14 protein-coding genes are annotated in these 17,027 nt (G+C 38.5%); 4 read left to right on the top strand and 10 right to left on the bottom strand.

Going from position 1 to position 17,027, the window contains the following annotated elements:
- Positions 1 to 163: 163 nt before the first annotated feature.
- From N782_RS17655 to N782_RS17620, 8 genes are all read right to left on the bottom strand, one after another.
- Positions 164 to 1,477 carry a dihydrolipoamide acetyltransferase family protein gene (locus N782_RS17655; RefSeq protein WP_036823367.1) on the bottom strand — a complete coding sequence of 438 codons (1,314 nt, stop codon included), beginning with the start codon at positions 1,475 to 1,477 and terminating at the stop codon, positions 164 to 166.
- Between the two features lie 20 nt (positions 1,478 to 1,497).
- Positions 1,498 to 2,481 carry an alpha-ketoacid dehydrogenase subunit beta gene (locus tag N782_RS17650; protein WP_036823364.1) on the bottom strand — a complete coding sequence of 328 codons (984 nt, stop codon included), beginning with the start codon at positions 2,479 to 2,481 and terminating at the stop codon, positions 1,498 to 1,500.
- Positions 2,482 to 2,496: 15 nt separating this feature from the next.
- Positions 2,497 to 3,441, bottom strand: a complete 945-nt coding sequence (locus N782_RS17645) for a thiamine pyrophosphate-dependent dehydrogenase E1 component subunit alpha (RefSeq protein ID WP_084103151.1) — start codon at positions 3,439 to 3,441, stop codon at positions 2,497 to 2,499.
- A 69-nt stretch (positions 3,442 to 3,510) separates the two neighbouring features.
- Positions 3,511 to 4,932, bottom strand: coding sequence for a dihydrolipoyl dehydrogenase (lpdA, locus tag N782_RS17640; protein ID WP_036823359.1), 1,422 nt, complete (start codon positions 4,930 to 4,932; stop codon positions 3,511 to 3,513).
- A gap of 14 nt (positions 4,933 to 4,946) precedes the next feature.
- Entirely contained in the window at positions 4,947 to 6,038 is a 1,092-nt protein-coding gene (gene buk, locus N782_RS17635) for a butyrate kinase (RefSeq protein WP_036823370.1), read from the bottom strand.
- A 21-nt stretch (positions 6,039 to 6,059) separates the two neighbouring features.
- Positions 6,060 to 7,154 carry a branched-chain amino acid dehydrogenase gene (gene bcd, locus N782_RS17630; protein ID WP_036823357.1) on the bottom strand — a complete coding sequence of 365 codons (1,095 nt, stop codon included), beginning with the start codon at positions 7,152 to 7,154 and terminating at the stop codon, positions 6,060 to 6,062.
- 14 nt (positions 7,155 to 7,168) lie between these two features.
- Positions 7,169 to 8,074, bottom strand: a complete 906-nt coding sequence (yqiS, locus tag N782_RS17625) for a phosphate butyryltransferase (RefSeq protein ID WP_036823355.1) — start codon at positions 8,072 to 8,074, stop codon at positions 7,169 to 7,171.
- Between the two features lie 103 nt (positions 8,075 to 8,177).
- The gene (locus tag N782_RS17620; RefSeq protein WP_036823352.1) at positions 8,178 to 10,259 is read right to left on the bottom strand and encodes a sigma-54 interaction domain-containing protein; all 2,082 of its coding nucleotides are present in this window, start codon (positions 10,257 to 10,259) and stop codon (positions 8,178 to 8,180) included.
- Between the two features lie 139 nt (positions 10,260 to 10,398).
- On the opposite strand from N782_RS17620, the gene N782_RS17615 reads away from it, so the two are divergent.
- From N782_RS17615 to N782_RS17605, 3 genes are all read left to right on the top strand, one after another.
- Complete coding sequence (locus N782_RS17615) at positions 10,399 to 10,632, top strand: DUF2627 family protein (RefSeq protein WP_036823350.1); 234 nt, start codon at positions 10,399 to 10,401, stop codon at positions 10,630 to 10,632.
- 297 nt (positions 10,633 to 10,929) lie between these two features.
- Positions 10,930 to 12,843 carry a DUF294 nucleotidyltransferase-like domain-containing protein gene (locus N782_RS17610; RefSeq protein ID WP_036823346.1) on the top strand — a complete coding sequence of 638 codons (1,914 nt, stop codon included), beginning with the start codon at positions 10,930 to 10,932 and terminating at the stop codon, positions 12,841 to 12,843.
- Positions 12,843 to 13,571, top strand: a complete 729-nt coding sequence (locus tag N782_RS17605; protein ID WP_036823343.1) for a 3'-5' exonuclease — start codon at positions 12,843 to 12,845, stop codon at positions 13,569 to 13,571. Before N782_RS17610 ends, N782_RS17605 begins: the two co-directional genes overlap by 1 nt.
- 34 nt (positions 13,572 to 13,605) lie before the next feature.
- Here the strand turns inward: N782_RS17605 and N782_RS17600 are convergent, their stop codons facing one another.
- The gene (locus tag N782_RS17600) at positions 13,606 to 14,958 is read right to left on the bottom strand and encodes an aspartate kinase (protein WP_036823341.1); all 1,353 of its coding nucleotides are present in this window, start codon (positions 14,956 to 14,958) and stop codon (positions 13,606 to 13,608) included.
- Positions 14,959 to 15,196: 238 nt separating this feature from the next.
- Here N782_RS17600 and N782_RS17595 point away from each other — a divergent pair, with 238 nt between their 5' ends.
- Positions 15,197 to 15,748 carry a hypothetical protein gene (locus tag N782_RS17595; protein ID WP_036823338.1) on the top strand — a complete coding sequence of 184 codons (552 nt, stop codon included), beginning with the start codon at positions 15,197 to 15,199 and terminating at the stop codon, positions 15,746 to 15,748.
- 978 nt (positions 15,749 to 16,726) lie between these two features.
- Here N782_RS17595 and N782_RS17590 read toward each other — a convergent pair.
- Positions 16,727 to 17,027 (bottom strand): sporulation initiation factor Spo0A C-terminal domain-containing protein (locus tag N782_RS17590; RefSeq protein ID WP_036823335.1); only part of this gene is annotated, 301 nt, incomplete at its 5' end.

Raw genomic sequence — 17,027 nt, 5'->3', positions numbered from 1 at the left:
CTCCAGGACCCTCCCCTTAACCAATAATTATCTCGAATCCAAGTCTTCCAGATTATGCTTCTTATCTTGAATACTCCCATTTTGATTAGTTAATTTCAAAATCACCGAACTTTAAAAGAAACACCTCAAGGATACTACTACATCCCTGAGGTGTTTTGGTTTGTTAATATACAGAAGTATTTTCTTTCGTCATCTTCTCTAGCAACTCTTTTACTCGTGCTAGGAAATTACCTGCTACAAGTCCATCTAATACACGGTGGTCTAGTGATAGACACAAGTTAACCATGTCTCGTGCTGCAAACATTCCATTCATAAATACTGGACGTTTAACAATCGATTCTACTTGCAAGATTGCAGATTGTGGTGGATTGATAACTCCCATTGACTGCACTGATCCAAAGGAACCAGTATTGTTTACAGTGAATGTTCCACCTTGCATATCATCGTTGGTTAGCTTGCCGTTACGAGCTTTCTCAGCAAGGTCCGTGATATCTTTTGCAATACCTTTGATGCTCTTCTCATCCGCATTCTTTATGACTGGAACAAATAATTCGTTTTCTTTTGCTACTGCAATGTTGAGATTAATTGCTTTTCGTTGAATGATTTTGTCCCCTGCCCAAGTACTATTTAGCTGAGGATATTCTTTCAATGCTTGTGCAACAGCTTTTACGAAGAAAGCAAAGAACGTTAGGCTGAAGCCTTCTTTTTGTTTGAATTCATTTTTAAGTGAATTTCGAAGCTCTACTAAATTGGTTACATCCACTTCCACCATCATCCATGCGTGTGGGATCTCTTGTGTAGATTTAACCATATTTTGTGCAATCGCCTTACGAACACCTGTAACTGGGATTTCTACATCGCCTTCTTGAGCAGTAGGTTGTGGTCCAGAAGGTGCTGGTTGTGCTGCTTTTGGCGCTTCTTGAGATGGAGCTGTTTCTTTTGGTTTTTCTTCAGATTCTTGTGAAGCAGCAGCTTGTTTCGGTTGTTCTTTTGGTATATCTCCAGATTCAATAATCTTCTCAAGGTCTTTTCGAGTGATTCTCCCACCTCGACCAGATCCTTTGACCTGGTTTAGATCAATATCATTTTCTTGAGCCATACGTAATACAGCTGGAGAATAGCGCTTTTTCATAGGCTGATCCGCATCCGCTTCTTCTTCACCGATAGCATCCTTTTCAACAGGTGCCTCTGGCTTGTCTTCTTGAGAATCAGCTTGTTTCGTTTCTTCTCCTGCATCCTCTGTTTCGATGTAACACATAAGGTCACCAACAGCTAGCGTATCCCCTTCTTGAGCAACAAATTCAACAATCTTACCTGAAAAAGAAGAAGGAACCTCTGCATTTACTTTATCCGTCATAACCTCAGCAATCGGGTCATATTTTTCGATAGTATCTCCTTCAGAGACCAACCATGTACTAATGGTTCCCTCTGTAACACTTTCCCCTAGCTGAGGCATATTGATTTTTTCTTTAGCCAATCCAAACCCTCCTTATCACTTTAGAATTCAGCTAAATCACGCATTGCTTTTTCTACTTTATCTGGATTCATCATAAAGTATTTTTCCATAGATGGAGCATATGGCATTGATGGAACATCAGGCCCAGCTAAACGTTGAACTGGTGCATCTAAATCGAACAGACAGTTTTCTGATACGATTGCAGAAACTTCACTAATAATACTACCTTCAAGATTGTCCTCTGTAATGAGAAGAACCTTCCCTGTCTTCTTAGCCGCTTCAATAATAGATTCTTTATCTAAAGGATAAACAGTACGAAGGTCAAGAATGTGTGCATCAATACCTTCTTCTGCTAGCTTTTCTGCCGCTTGTAGTGCGAAGTGTACACAAAGACCATAAGTGATAACCGTGATGTCAGATCCTTCCCTTTTCACATCAGCTTTTCCAATTGGAAGTGTATAATCATCTTCAGGAACTTCCCCTTTAATCAAACGATAGGCACGCTTATGCTCGAAGAAAAGGACAGGATCATCGTCACGAATGGCTGCTTTTAATAGGCCCTTTACATCATAGGGTGTAGAAGGCATGACAATTTTCAATCCTGGCGCATTAGCAAACACAGATTCAACAGATTGAGAGTGATATAGCGCTCCGTGTACGCCACCACCATATGGAGCACGAATCGTAATTGGACAACTCCAATCATTATTGGAACGATATCTAATTTTGGAAGCTTCGGATAGAATTTGGTTAACAGCTGGCATGATAAAGTCTGCGAACTGCATCTCAGCTACAGGTCGCAAGCCATACATTGCAGTACCAATCCCTACCCCGGCAATAGCTGATTCAGCAAGAGGGGTGTCAATGACACGTTCCTCTCCAAATTTATCATAAAGACCATCTGTAGCACGGAATACACCACCGCGCTTACCAACGTCTTCCCCTAACACATAAACTTTCTCATCGCGCCCCATTTCTTCATGTAACGCTTGAGTCACTGCTTGGATATATGACATTACTGGCATGGTTTCTTCCCCTCCCTACTCGTTTTCGGCATATACATACTTCAGAGCACTCTCTGGTTCCGCATATGGTGCGTTTTCAGCATAATCTGTCGCATCATTAATAATTTTCTTCAGTTCATCTTCAAGTTGCTGTTCTCTTTCCTCCGTTAAAACTCCTACTTCTTGTAAGTAAGCTTTAAACGTGATGAGAGAGTCTTTCTTTTTCGCCTCTTCAACTTCTTCCTGCTCACGATACGTACGATCATCATCGTCACTAGAGTGAGCGGTTAATCGATAGGAAACCGTTTCAATTAAGGTAGGACCTTTTCCACTTCGTGCACGGTCGGCTGCTTCTTTCACAACTTCATAGACAGCAAGTGGGTCATTTCCATCAACAGTGTAGCCAGGCATACCATATCCTTGAGCACGATCAGATACTTTCTCACATGCGATTTGTTTTTCCACTGGTACGGAAATTGCGTATTTATTGTTTTCTACCATTGTAATAACAGGTAGCTTATGAACACCGGCAAAGTTTAAAGCTTCATGGAAATCACCTTGGTTAGAAGAACCTTCTCCTAATGTCGTTAGAGCAACAAAATCCTCTTTTTGCATTTTGGCTGCTAGCGCAAAGCCAACTGCATGAGGTACTTGCGTTGTAACAGGTGAAGATCCTGTGATAATACGATTTTTCTTTTGACCGAAGTGTCCAGGCATTTGACGCCCACCTGAGTTAGGATCTTCTGCTTTTGCAAAACCAGAAAGCATTAATTCCTGCGCAGTCATTCCAAATGACAGTACCACACCCATATCACGATAATACGGTGCTACATAATCCTTCTCTAAATCAAGAGCAAACGATGCCCCTACCTGTGCAGCCTCTTGTCCCTGACAGGAGATGACGAATGGAATTTTACCTGAACGGTTTAACAACCACATACGTTCATCTATTTTTCTAGCAAGTAACATTGTTCGATACATTTCTAAAACTTTTTCATCTGAAAGGCCTAATTGTTCATGGCGGTTCTCAGCCACAAGAATCCCTCCTTATTATCCGTGAATTTGTTTTCCGTCTACAGCAAGAGCTGCTTCACCCATTACCTCAGAAAGCGTTGGATGAGGATGGATGCTATGGGCAATTTCCCAAGGGGTTGCATCTAATACTTTCGCAAGTCCCGCTTCTGAAATCATATCCGTTACATGAGGTCCCAACATATGAACCCCTAACAAGTCATCTGTTTGTTTGTCAGCTACAATCTTCACAAAACCATCTGTATCCCCAAACACTAAAGCTTTACCGATAGCTTTAAAGGAAAATTTACCTGTCTTCACATCATATCCTTGTTCTTTGGCTTGTTCTTCTGTAAGACCTACACTTGCAACCTCAGGGTTCGAATATATGCAAGATGGCACTTGTTCCATATTCATAGGCAAAGGATTTTGTTCAGCCATGTGTTCCACTGCAATGATTCCTTCATGTGAAGCAACATGAGCTAGTTGCATGCCTCCAATGACATCTCCGATTGCATAAATGTGAGATTCTTTTGTTTGATAAAACTTATTCGTTTGAATGGCACCATTCTCTACTTGTATATCTGTATTCTCTAAGCCAATGTTTTTAACATTCGGTGTACGTCCAACTGAAACTAACATGCGATCAGCTTTATACGTTTCTGTTTCACCATTTCGTTCTGCTTGGATTTCAATACCATTTTCTTTTTTCAAGGTATCCCCCATAACTTTTGTGCCTGTTATGAGTTTTACACCTTTTTTCTTCATCAAACGAGTCATTTCTTTAGCGACTTCGTGATCCTCTGTAGGTAAAATGCGATCTAGATATTCTAGTACCGTAACTTCCACTCCGAAATCTGCCAACATGGAAGCCCATTCGATTCCAATGACTCCTCCACCAACAATAACAATAGATGTTGGTAACTCTTCCATACTTAGCGCTTCATCAGAAGTCATGACATACTGTTCATCTACTTCCAGACCAGGTAAGGTTCTAGGGCTTGAACCTGTTGCAACGAGAACATTTTTAGGAATAAGCATCTGGTTTTCTTCGCCATTGTTCATCTCTACCGAAATCGTACCTGCTGATGGTGAAAAAATACTCGGACCTAGAATTCGTCCAAATCCTTCAAATACATCAATCTTTCCTTGTTTCATTAATCCTTGTACGCCTTTATGAAGTGTATCTACAATGGATTGTTTCCGTTCTTGAACTTTAAAGAAGTTTAACGTTGGTTCTGACGTTTCTATTCCATATGTATCGGCTTCTTTTGTTTGTTTAAATACCTCTGCACTTCGCAGTAATGCTTTAGATGGAATGCATCCTCTGTGAAGGCATGTCCCACCTAATTTGCCACTTTCGACAATGGCTGTTTTTAATCCTAATTGTGAAGCTCGAACAGCAGCTACATATCCTCCTGTTCCGCCACCAAGAACGACTAAATCATATTCTTCTGCCATTGATCTCTCCCCTTTCACCCAACTGGATTGGGATAGGTTTTAGGTTGCTCTTCATTGCGGAGCACACGTAATGTACCCTCATTTAAAGCTTGTAATTCGTTTTCACCAGGATAAACTAAACAATCTGCTATCCAATTAACTCGTTCTGTAATCATCGAGACAAACTCTTTACCATATGCAAGACCTCCTGTTAATGCTATTGCATCAACTTTTCCTAGCATAACAGCACTCATTGAGCCAATTTCTTTCGCTATTTGATAGGCCATAGCATCGTACACTTCTCGAGCTACTTCATCACCAGCTTCAATTCGCTTTTCCACTTCAATTGCATCATTGGTTTCAAGATAAGCCATAATTCCACCTTGACCAACTAATTTCTTCATAATTTCTTCGCGATAATATTCACCAGAAAAACACATTGACACTAAGTCACCTGCTGGCACAGTACCAGCACGCTCAGGAGAAAATGGACCATCTCCATGAAGACCATTATTTACATCCACGACTTTACCATTCATATGGGCGCCAACCGTTATTCCTCCACCCATATGGACGACAATCATATTTAGCTCATTATAGGATTTTTCTAAGTCGTTCGATACTCTGCGGGCAACTGCTTTTTGGTTCAATGCGTGAAAGATACTCTTTCTAGGAATTTCTGGCACACCAGAAAATCGAGCAACAGATGCCAGTTCATCAACAACTACAGGGTCGACGATAAATGCAGGAATATTTAAACCTTTAGCAATCTCATTAGCTATCATGCCTCCTAAATTGGAAGCATGTTCCCCGTTATAACCATCCTGTAAGTCTTGTAACATGGCTTCATTTACTTTATACGTTCCACCTTCTATCGGCCGTAGTAACCCACCTCTTCCGCAAACAGCATCCAGCTTGGATATATTGATGCCCTCATGATCAAGGGCATCTAATATTGTTTTTTTACGGAAGTCGAATTGTTCTACAATTCTTGGATACTTGGATGTCTCTTCAACCTTATGTCGAATGGTTTCTTCAAAGATACATTGATTGTTATTAAAGACACCGATTTTTGTAGAAGTAGATCCTGGGTTAATCACAAGTGTTCTATATGTTTGTTGCAAGATATTGACCTCCAATAGATGTGATTAGCGACGACTTAAGATGTGATGTTCATTTTGCAAAAACGTACTCTTTGTTTTGCGCATTTTTTCAATTCTCTCTTCTGCCATGCGATCTGCTGCCATGTAAGTTGGAATATTGTCGCGTCTTGCAATCTCGAAAATACGAGTACAAGTATCATAAAGTCCTTCTACACGTTTCATGGCACGGTCATAATTATAGCCATATAATTCATCAGCTACGTTTATAACACCACCAGCATTGATAACATAGTCAGGAGTGTACACAATGCCCATCTCATGAATGAGATCGCCATGTCTAGATTCTTTTAACTGGTTGTTTGCCGCTCCAGCAATCACTTTTGCCTTAATTTGTGGAATGGTCTCATCATTGATTACAGCACCTAGCGCGCATGGTGCATAAATATCACAGTCTACAGAATAAATTTCTTCTGTTTCCACAGCTTTCGCCCCAAAGTTTTCTACAGCACGATTAACAGCCTCTTTATTAATGTCTGTTACGATTAATTGAGCACCTTCTTCGTGTAGGTGTTTACATAGGTTATAAGCTACATTCCCAACACCTTGAACAGCAATTACTTTTCCTTCAAGAGAATCCGTTCCAAACGCTTCCATGGCTGCAGCCTTCATACCTCTGTACACTCCATAAGCCGTCACAGGGGATGGGTTACCTGAAGAGCCAAATGCTGGTGAAATACCTGTTACATAATCCGTTTCTTCATGAATTGTATCCATGTCATGAACAGTAGTTCCAACATCTTCTGCTGTAATGTAACGTCCATTAAGTCCTTGGATATATCGGCCAAATGCACGGAACATTTCTTCATTTTTCTCTGTTTTCGGATCACCAATAATAACAGTCTTACCGCCACCTAAATTCAACCCAGCAGCAGCATTTTTATATGTCATCCCTTTAGCTAGTCGTAAAGCATCCTCAATAGCTTCATCCTCAGATGCGTATGTCCACATACGTGTACCGCCAAGTGCTGGCCCAAGTGTCGTATCATGTATTGCGATAATTGCTTTTAGACCTGACTGTTCGTCTTGGCAAAATACTAGTTGCTCGTAATCGTATTCCTTCATATACTTAAAAATTTCCATTCCTAATTCCTCCTCTATGATCTTTCCGAAGTTAGTAAGGCTAATGCTAGTGAATATAATTTACTCTCAGCTGAATCAGCACGAGAAGTTAATACTATAGGAGATTTGGCGCCGTTTATTACACCGGCAACCTTGGCGTTTGAGAAATAAATGAATGATTTATATAGTGCATTCGCCACTTCAATAGAAGGGGCAAGTAAAATATCAGCCTTTCCAGCTACTTCAGACTCAATTCCTTTTTGTTGAGCAGCCTCTAATGATACTGCGTTATCAAATGCTAACGGCCCATCCACAACACAATTCTTTATTTGACCTCTTCGTTGCATTTGGGTTAGAGATGCAGCATCGACCGTAGGCTGCATAGTAGGATTAACTACCTCAACTGCAGCTAAAGGGGCTACTTTAGGTAGTTCCACTCCAATAGCTCGGGCTACTTGTACAGCATTTGATATAATCTGAGCTTTTTCCTCGAGATTTGGTTCGAGATTCATACCAGAATCAGTTAGCAGAATAAGCCGGTCTTGGTTCGGTATCTCAAATAACGCAACGTGAGATAAAACATTCTTTGTTCGAAGACCATATTCTTTGTTTAAAACAGCTTTCAGTAAAGTTTTTGTATCAATGTTTCCTTTCATCACAACATCAGCATTCCCACTAGACACAGCTTTAACAGCTTCTGTGGGAGTTGCTTCTACATCGCTGACATGGATTACTTCAAGCTCTTCTCTATTTATATCTAGAGAAATACTTTGAGCAAGATTGGTAATTGTACTTTCATCACCAAATAATTGAAAGTGAGCTAGGTTAGAATCAAGAGCCAGTTGAACTGCTTTTAATATTCCTTCATCTGCAGCTTGTGCAACAGCCACTTTCTTGTGATGAGTTTTGTCTACTTGTTCCATTATAGAATTTAATTTCATATCAATCATCCTTCTCTATAAACCTTATGCAAAAACCGTGCCAACTGCCTAATGTTTGAAAGCGCTTTTATGGCGGTTGAATAACCGTGCAAAATATTGCTTATCACGAAAAATCTTGCATGCTATCTCTGTCAATTTGGTATTTATCTAATTTATAGTATAGGTTTCGAATAGAGACCCCTAATGCTTTAGCTGTTTTCGTTTTGTTAAACTGATTGGAACGATATGCTTCTTTCAGTACTTTCTTTTCATATAAGTCCAATGTCTCTTGGAGGTTTTTGCCATTCCAGCCCTCTGTAACATTTTCACTTTCTACGTTGGAGTTTTTAGGGTGTTGCCATAATTCCGGGATATGAGATAAACGTATCTCTTCTTCATTCATCGACATATAAATCATGGCACGCCCAATAATATTTTCTAGTTCTCTAACATTTCCAGGCCAATCATATGCTTTCAAGTACTGTAAAGCTTCCTCGTTTATTTCTCTTACATTCCGCCCATAATCTTGATTTAACTTTTGGACAAGGTGTAACACGAGACCCGGTATATCTAATCGTCTTTCGCGTAATGGAGGAATGAAAATAGGCAAGCGATTTAACCTGTAATATAAGTCTTCTCGGAATGTGTGGTTCACAATGGCTTTCTCCATTTTCACATTCGTTGCAGCGATTACTCGCACATCAATATTAATCGGTTTTGTTCCACCTACTCGAACTATTTCATGTTCTTGCAGTACACGGAGCAGCTTGGCTTGCATATGAAGGGAAAGCTCTCCTATTTCATCTAAAAAGATACTCCCATGATTCGCTTCCTCAAAAAGCCCTCTTTTCCCTCCGCGTTTTGCTCCAGAAAAGGCACCTTCTTCATATCCAAATAATTCGCTTTCTAGAATAGACTCTGCAATGGAAGCACAATTGACACGAATAAATTTATTGTGACGTCGATTACTTTCATTATGAATCGCATGGGCGAATAACTCTTTCCCTGTTCCTGATTCCCCACGGAGTAAGACGGTCGCAGGTGTTTTAGCTCCGACTTTTGCCTGCTCTAAAGCCAGCGTCATCTCCGAAGAATCACCAATAATATCATCGAATGTGTACTTCGCTTCGAGATTACGAATAATCTGTCTTGCTTTCTTCAACTCACTTGTAAGGGACTGTATCTCAGATACATCATGCAAAACCCCTACACTTCCTTTTAACTTTCCATCGACTATGACTGGAGCTACATTGACTAATACTTCTTTCTTAGCAGGACCTACGCTCATTCGTACCCCGCGAACTGGTCGGCGAGTTTGCAACACACGCATGTGCATACTCTCTCCTTCTGAAATGTCTGCCGTTGCAGGTTGACCAACAATTTCTTTTTCCGTAAGACCAGTGATTCTTGTATAAGCAGGATTAATCATGATTCCCAAGCCATTTTCATCTACTACAGATATAGCTTCTTCAGAGGATTGAATAATTGCCTCTAACATTGTTTTAACTTCTTTTAAATCAGTAATTTCTTCCGCTAAATCGACTACTTCCGTAATATCTTTAAATACAGAAAAAGCACCCATTAACTCATCATTAGGACCAATTAAAGGGATTCTTGTCGTAACAATCTTACGGCCATTCTCTAATGATAACTTCTGATTTACTTCTTTGCGCCGAACTTTTAGCACTTGTGGAAGTCTTGTTGTTGGGATTAGCTCTTGAATATTCTTTAGGGTACCTTCTTCTTTCTTCACCCCTAATATGCGTTCTGCACTTCGATTCATGAAGGTTACCTTTTCTTCACCGTCGATCACTACCATACCATCATGAATAGAATTCAGGATAAGCTCTTGGTTATTGGTTTGCCGTTTCAATTCAGATAATAAATTGTTTTTTTCCTCTAACAGTTCAGAGGTTATGTATGCTACGGAGCCGGGTATTACGACCGTTTTCTTCGATCGTTCTTGGAGGAGTTCTTCAAAGACTTCCTCATCGCCTGTGGCTTCTATTACAATATCAATGTTCTCATGTATCCAGCGTTTCCAATCTTGACCTGTGCGAATATTCTTTTGCTTTGCAAGTTGAATCCCAGGTGCATCCTCATGAATATCTACAACTGCCACAATATCCATCATATCCGTTCCGCTTAACAGAGTTAAAAGGGCTGTGCCACCTTTCCCTCCTCCTACAACAAGTACTCGTTTCATATTCATCATCACCTTGCAATTATTTGCATACTTCAACTATACTCCAACCTGCACAATATAGCAAGTGTCATTGTGCTTTTCATGATATAGGTAGTTTGCTATACTACAATTGGAAGTTACAAAGAGGGAGAGACCGTTTATGATTCGAATTATAGCCCTTTTTATCTTGGTTATCCCTGGTGCGTCTGCTGTTCTTGGAATCAAGATTATGCGGGATACTTTATTTGGGATAGAATACCCAATATTGTTTACATTATGGTTTCAATTTATCGTTGGTTTTTTATTATTTCTATTAGGTCTTGCTTTTATTGCAGGCTTCATTTTATACAGAGATAGGAAGCTAGGAAAAACGAAAGGACGCTTTAAATCATAATGAATGCCAGAGGACGCTTAATCGTCCTCTTTTTTTGTTTTAGCGATAAATTCCAGTGAAAAGTCTCATTCGACTAGTATTATGCAACCTTTACATAACTTCGACACATTAATATTCTTCACTATGCTTTTCTATTTTTAATCACCTCACTATGTTTCAGGAAGATTCACTAAAACAGCATTAAAACGCTCAACACCCATGAGCACCACTAATCGCTGAGATTTTGTTGTTATTTTTTGTTATACTAAATTAGTGATTAAAGGTCTAGATTAATTACATATAAGGAGGGAAGCCTTCATGGAAAAATATTTAGAGATTTTCAAAACCCAACATCCATTTAATTTACTGACTGAAGAACAATGGAACAAAATTTTCACTGGTGCTTCTCTACAATCTTTTCATACAAATCAATTCATATTTCATGAGGACGAAGATGAAGATGATATAGATATTTACTTTGTGTTAACAGGACTTGCAAAGAACATTATGCATAAAGACAACGGAAAGCAAATATCAGTCCGGTTCTACTATCCTAATGACCTTATTGGAATTATGATTATGCTTACAAGCGGGGAAATGAAATTCTCTGTTCAAGCTTTAGAAGAAACAAAAACGCTTCGTTTTAACAAAGCGAACTTTTTAGAGGTAATGTCGGAAAATCAAGACTTCTCAAAAGTTGTTATGGAAGGTATCAGTAATTTAATGAAAAGTCTTTATCATGAGATAAAACATAAAGCAAAGGACACAGATGATGACTCACATGATCGCGATTTATTTAAGCAACGTGTCCTAACCTACTCCGAATCTCCCACACTAATCAGTTCAGAGAACACACTAGTGGAGGCAGTTGAAAAAATGGAGGCTCAAAAAGCTGGTGGCTTAATTGTGTGTGATGAAGAACAACGTTTACTTGGTGTATTAAATTATCAAGATATCTTTAAAGCTTATTTAAAAAATGACTTCCATAGCTATGTGAAGGATTATGTAAAAGAGGAACCTTACTTCGTTTCCGAACGTGACTTTATTTATGATGCTATTTCATATTTGAAACATAATCCAGCCAGTATCATACCGGTTTTACACCGTTACAAGGTAGTTGGGCAGTTACGGCAGACATCCTTCTTAAAAATGCACGATTCTGTCTATTTTGATTTACGCTATCAAATCCAAAAATCTTCTACCCTTGATGAATTAAAAAATTTAGCTCCAAGATACAATCAATCCTTTCAAGAATTCGTATCTCAGTTACTTAAAGACCAAATGTTTGCTTATGATGTATGTGAATTAATTTCAAGCTATAATGATGAACTCCATAATCAAGTGATACATCTAGCCGAACAAGCAATGTTAAAAGAAGGATATGGCACACCACCAATGAACTATTGTTTTATTGTAATGGGAAGTGAAGGAAGAAAAGAACAAGCTTTTAGTACGGACCAAGACAATGGAATTATCATCGATAACTATGAACACCTCGATAACAAAAAAGACATTGAAGAGTTCTTCGAGATATTCACTGAGAAAATCAATTACATGCTAGAGTCATGTGGCTTTCCACTATGTTCAGGTGGAATCATGGCAAAAGAAACAAAATGGAGAAAATCACTACAATCTTGGTTCAATTCCATTCATACCTGGTTAGATAAAATGGACGCAGAAGAAATAAGGGACTTCACAATCTTCATGGACTTTCGACCAATTGTTGGAGACTTTTCCCTTGCTTATCAATTAAGAGAATATGTAACCAAGCGGGTTCAGCGATCTTTAAACCTTCAACAATTACTCATGAAGGATACGCTTCGCTTCCGTGTTCCTATTCAACCATTCGGCAGAATTACCGCAACAGGCAGAACCAGAGTGCTTAATTTAAAGAAATCCTCTATCATGCAAATTGTTAATGCTGTCCGAATTTATACTATTAAATATGGTGTGGAAGAAGTGAATAGCATTAAGCGCCTTGATATATTAGAAGAGCATGAACGGTTTCACCCTAGAGATGCTGAAAACGCAAAGCTTTCCTTGCATCGTTTATTAAAATTTCGACTAGAGCAAAACTTGAAAGAAATTCGTCATGATCAGCCATTGTCTAATGACATCAGTTTAGTCTCTTTGAATAAATCTGAACGAAAAGAATTAAGGGATGCACTCCTTATAGCTAAAAGACTCCAACAGGTACTTGAGTTAAGCTATAATCGAAATCGGGTGGTATAGTGCTACCTATTGATTTAGAAATTTTAAAATATATCCTGTTCGAGAAGCCACTATATGCTTATAAAATCAGACCTTACTTAAGAACAGTAGACTACACTGAGTTAAAAATTCGTTTAGAGAACTACCAAAGAGACGAAAGCCTTCTTACAAAGGATCTATCAACAGCGCCGTTCACGATTTTTGATTTAGAAACAACTGGACTACTACCAGAGGTCGGACATGAGATTATATCAATTGGAGCCATACGCATATATGGTACACAACATATCCAGTATGAACGTTTCCATCAGCATATTTATCCCATTAGACCTGTCCCCAAACGAACACTTGAACTTACGGGTATGTCACGTGAAGACTTAAAAAATGGTCATTCATTTTGTGATGCCTATTATAACTTCCTTGAATTCAGTAAGGACACTATTCTCGTCGCATATCCTGCTGCATTTGATATGAACTTTTTACAAACGATGCTCAAGAGATGGAAACTCCCTGTTAAAACGCCATACTCTGTTGATGCTCAATCGCTGGTCAAACAATTATATCCAAACAATAAAATTCAGCTTGATACTATTATATCGGACCTCGGTATAAGTAAACTTGAACGACACCATGCACTGAATGATGCAACGATGACAGCTGAGTTATTCCAGAAGTTATTACAGGACTGTATGGATTTAGGCATGCAAACACCAGGTGAGTTAATTAACTATGCACAAAAGAAAAGCTGAAGAAGTCTAATTTGACCTCTTCAGCTTTGTTTCGTTATTTTGTTTCAAAAAATGCCTTATATAATGATTGAACAGCTGGTTCTAAACCTTCAGCTTTCACTCCAAACATCATAGACACTTCAGATGATCCCTGGTTAATCATTTCAATATTTACACCCGCATCAGAGAAAGCAGTGGATGCTTTACTTGTAACACCGATTGTACTATTCATACCTTCTCCTACAATCATAATCATAGCTAAGTCACGATCAATCGTAACTGTATCCACCTTTAGTTCATCCTTAATACGTTGGATAACGATTTCTTCTTTTTCTGATGTCAATTGATTTTCTCTTAATATGACAGACATATCATCAATTCCAGAAGGTGCATGCTCAAAAGATATATCCTCTTCTTCTAAAATTTGCAATAAGTGACGGCCAAAACCTTTTTCACGGTTCATTAGGTATTTACTAACGTAGATACTTATAAATCCGTTATCACTAGCAATTCCTACAACAGGACCATTTGTTATATCTCTTGTAGCCGAAATCATCGTTCCTTTTTTATCAGGATGATTCGTATTCTTAATAGAAACTGGAATCTTCGCTTTAAATGCTGGGATAAGGGCTTCATCATGGAAGACAGAAAAACCTGCATACGAAAGTTCACGCATTTCTTTATAGGTTAATTCATTAATTTCCTGTGGAGATTGGACAATCTTTGGATTCACACAATAAACAGAGTCCACATCCGTGAAGTTTTCGTATAGATCTGCTTTAACTCCAGCAGCAACAATGGAACCAGTAATATCTGATCCACCTCTTGGAAATGCCATTAACTTATTGTCTTTTGTATAACCAAAAAATCCAGGAATTACTTGTATTTCTTCTCTACCTCGGAGGTTGTACAAATGATCAAAGCTTTCATCTAATACTTGAGCTCTTCCAGGTTCATCACTAACAATTATACCCGCTTCTTGTGGGTGAACGTAAGTTGCTTTATACCCTAAAGAGTTTAAATATTGACTAAGTATTTTGGCTAACGTATCTTCGCCAGTTGCTTTTAAAGCATCCATCTTGTGAGTGAATACCGTCTCTCCTTGCAAAATAGAGAGTAGATTATCTTTCACTTCCTCAACAATTTCTTTCGTTAGATCTAATTCATCTAAAATGTCATTAAACCGACTAAGCAACGCTTCTAGAACGGAAGAATAATCTTCATTTCGCACACTACGCTCACCTAGCTCGATTAATAAGTCTGTTACCTTTTGATCTTCTGAGTGACGTTTTCCAGGTGCAGAAACGACTACGAATTTACGCTCAGAATCAGAGATAATAATATTTGCTACTTTTTGTAGTTGAGCTGCACTTGCAACTGAACTACCTCCAAATTTTGCTACTTTCATGTATGATCACCACTTCTTGTACTTTTCATATAATTCATAATCTTATCATGAATACCCCAATGTTGTAAGACTTTTTTCAAATATTTTTTAATTCGTTACCACGTTATATCATTAAAGAATTATGATGTTTTTCTATTAAAATGTCTGAAAATTAACATAATCAATAAAGCAAATGCAGGAAATTGAATATGGATGTGTCGAATTATTTAGTGAAAGGTTTAATAAAGGGGGCATTTAAATGCATGACGACGGAGAAATCAATACATTTCTAGGATTAACCGAAGTTCAGGAACTGACCGGAATACCAAAGGCAACTCTGAAAAGGTATTTAATAAACCACCAAGAATTTATTGAAGTAAAAAAGGTAGGTAGGCAAAACAAATTAAAGGCTACAGACTTAGACACAGTTAAAACAATAAGGCAACTTTATAATGATGGCTACAAAAGAGAAGACATTAATGCAAAATTTAAAGGCCCACAAGTTATGGATCAACTACCTCCACATACTTCGAACAAAGAACTGGGTGATGACGTAAAAGAAATAAAAAGGTTATTACTATCACAACAACGTGAAAATGAACAACAACGACAATTCAATGAGCATCTTTTATACGAAATTCGCCAATTAAAAAACGAACTCAGGCGTTTCGATGAAGAGCGATTTTCATCTTTAGAGAATGAACTGAATGAGACCATACAATCCTTAAAAGAAGTATCTTCTTCACAAGATGCACCAAAAGGACATTGGTTCAGTCTTAGTCGTATGTTTGATAAACAAAAAAAAGAATAGCTATTCCACCCAACTAATCCCATCACCAGAACGGAGTATATATCTATTATGATAAGCCCAAACATCCAAATCAATAGCGCTTAGTAAAGAACGTGAATAATATATTGTTCATGTTCTTTTTATTTGTATATACACTATGTAATATCGCATCAAAAAAGATAGTTATGTTAAAGTTTGGTGTTGATTTTGGAATCAAATAATCTAAATAGTTTCATTCATATAAGAAACATAATCTGGAATAAGATTTTTGGTGCTGAGTGGTTGAATCGTTGGGGATTCACTCGCTTTCCGCGGACAATCGGTGAAGCCTCCTCGTTCAGGATTCGCCTCTCTGCGGGGTCTTCACACAATCGTTTTTCCGCAGGAGTCTCGCAAATTCCCAACGATTCAACGCCATGTATTGGAGTACTTATCTAGGAAGGTATTTGCCTTTCAATTGGAATAAGGGGAAGTTTCAACACTATTAACGCATATATTCCGGGTGGTAAAACATGCTGTATCAAGGAATTTAGGGTTATAAACAGATTGATTAATCTGTTAACATCATTATACTCAACTTGGCACTAACTACGATGGATCTGTTATCCTACATACCGATGGGCGGAGGGAAATGGTGAGACTCCTCAGGAAGAAGGGACAATGCGAGACCCCACAGAGAGGCGTAGCCGAACGAGGAGGCTTGCATGTTCCTCCGCGGAAAGCGAACCATTTCAACCCAGGCCCTCCCTCACAAACGTAACAAGTCCAGCCTCACCAGTTATGTTGTTGAAGAACATAAAACTTTTTCATTATTATATCAACAACAAACTTTAACACAGCCAAAAAAATAAAAACCTCAAAGCATGGAGTGGATTAAATAATACACCCAATGGCATAAGAGGTTTAGATAAAGCACTGGTATAGTAAGTTTTGGAAAAGATGTAGTTTGTAACCAGTGTAAGCATAATAAATTATAAGTTCATGAGCATTTTTCGTGTTTTAAACAGCCATGTGCTCCAAGCGAAGTTTATCTGCCACCATGGCAATAAACTCAGAATTGGTAGGCTTTGCTTTTGTCATGGATACAGTGTAACCAAATAGGGATGATATGGAATCGATGTTACCACGGCTCCAAGCCACCTCAATAGCGTGACGAATGGCACGTTCTACTCTAGATGCTGTAGTATTGTATTTTTTAGCGATGTCAGGGTAAAGCACTTTCGTGATGGAACCTAATAACTCAATGTCGTTATATACCATTGAGATAGCTTCACGAAGATACATATATCCTTTAATGTGC

Source organism: Pontibacillus yanchengensis Y32, assembly GCF_000770635.1.
Classification (GTDB): Bacteria; Bacillota; Bacilli; order Bacillales; family BH030062; genus Pontibacillus; species Pontibacillus yanchengensis.
This window is presented reverse-complemented; position numbering and strand designations above follow the sequence as displayed.

Coding starts and splice junctions, on each gene's coding strand:
- N782_RS17600 (WP_036823341.1), bottom strand. CDS start 14,958: ATGAAAGTAGCAAAATTTGGAGGTAGTTCAGTTGCAAGTGCAGCTCAA.
- N782_RS17650 (WP_036823364.1), bottom strand. CDS start 2,481: ATGCCAGTAATGTCATATATCCAAGCAGTGACTCAAGCGTTACATGAA.
- bcd (WP_036823357.1), bottom strand. CDS start 7,154: ATGGAAATTTTTAAGTATATGAAGGAATACGATTACGAGCAACTAGTA.
- N782_RS17595 (WP_036823338.1), top strand. CDS start 15,197: ATGCATGACGACGGAGAAATCAATACATTTCTAGGATTAACCGAAGTT.
- N782_RS17610 (WP_036823346.1), top strand. CDS start 10,930: ATGGAAAAATATTTAGAGATTTTCAAAACCCAACATCCATTTAATTTA.
- yqiS (WP_036823355.1), bottom strand. CDS start 8,074: ATGAAATTAAATTCTATAATGGAACAAGTAGACAAAACTCATCACAAG.
- N782_RS17645 (WP_084103151.1), bottom strand. CDS start 3,441: ATGTATCGAACAATGTTACTTGCTAGAAAAATAGATGAACGTATGTGG.
- N782_RS17615 (WP_036823350.1), top strand. CDS start 10,399: ATGATTCGAATTATAGCCCTTTTTATCTTGGTTATCCCTGGTGCGTCT.
- lpdA (WP_036823359.1), bottom strand. CDS start 4,932: ATGGCAGAAGAATATGATTTAGTCGTTCTTGGTGGCGGAACAGGAGGA.
- N782_RS17620 (WP_036823352.1), bottom strand. CDS start 10,259: ATGAAACGAGTACTTGTTGTAGGAGGAGGGAAAGGTGGCACAGCCCTT.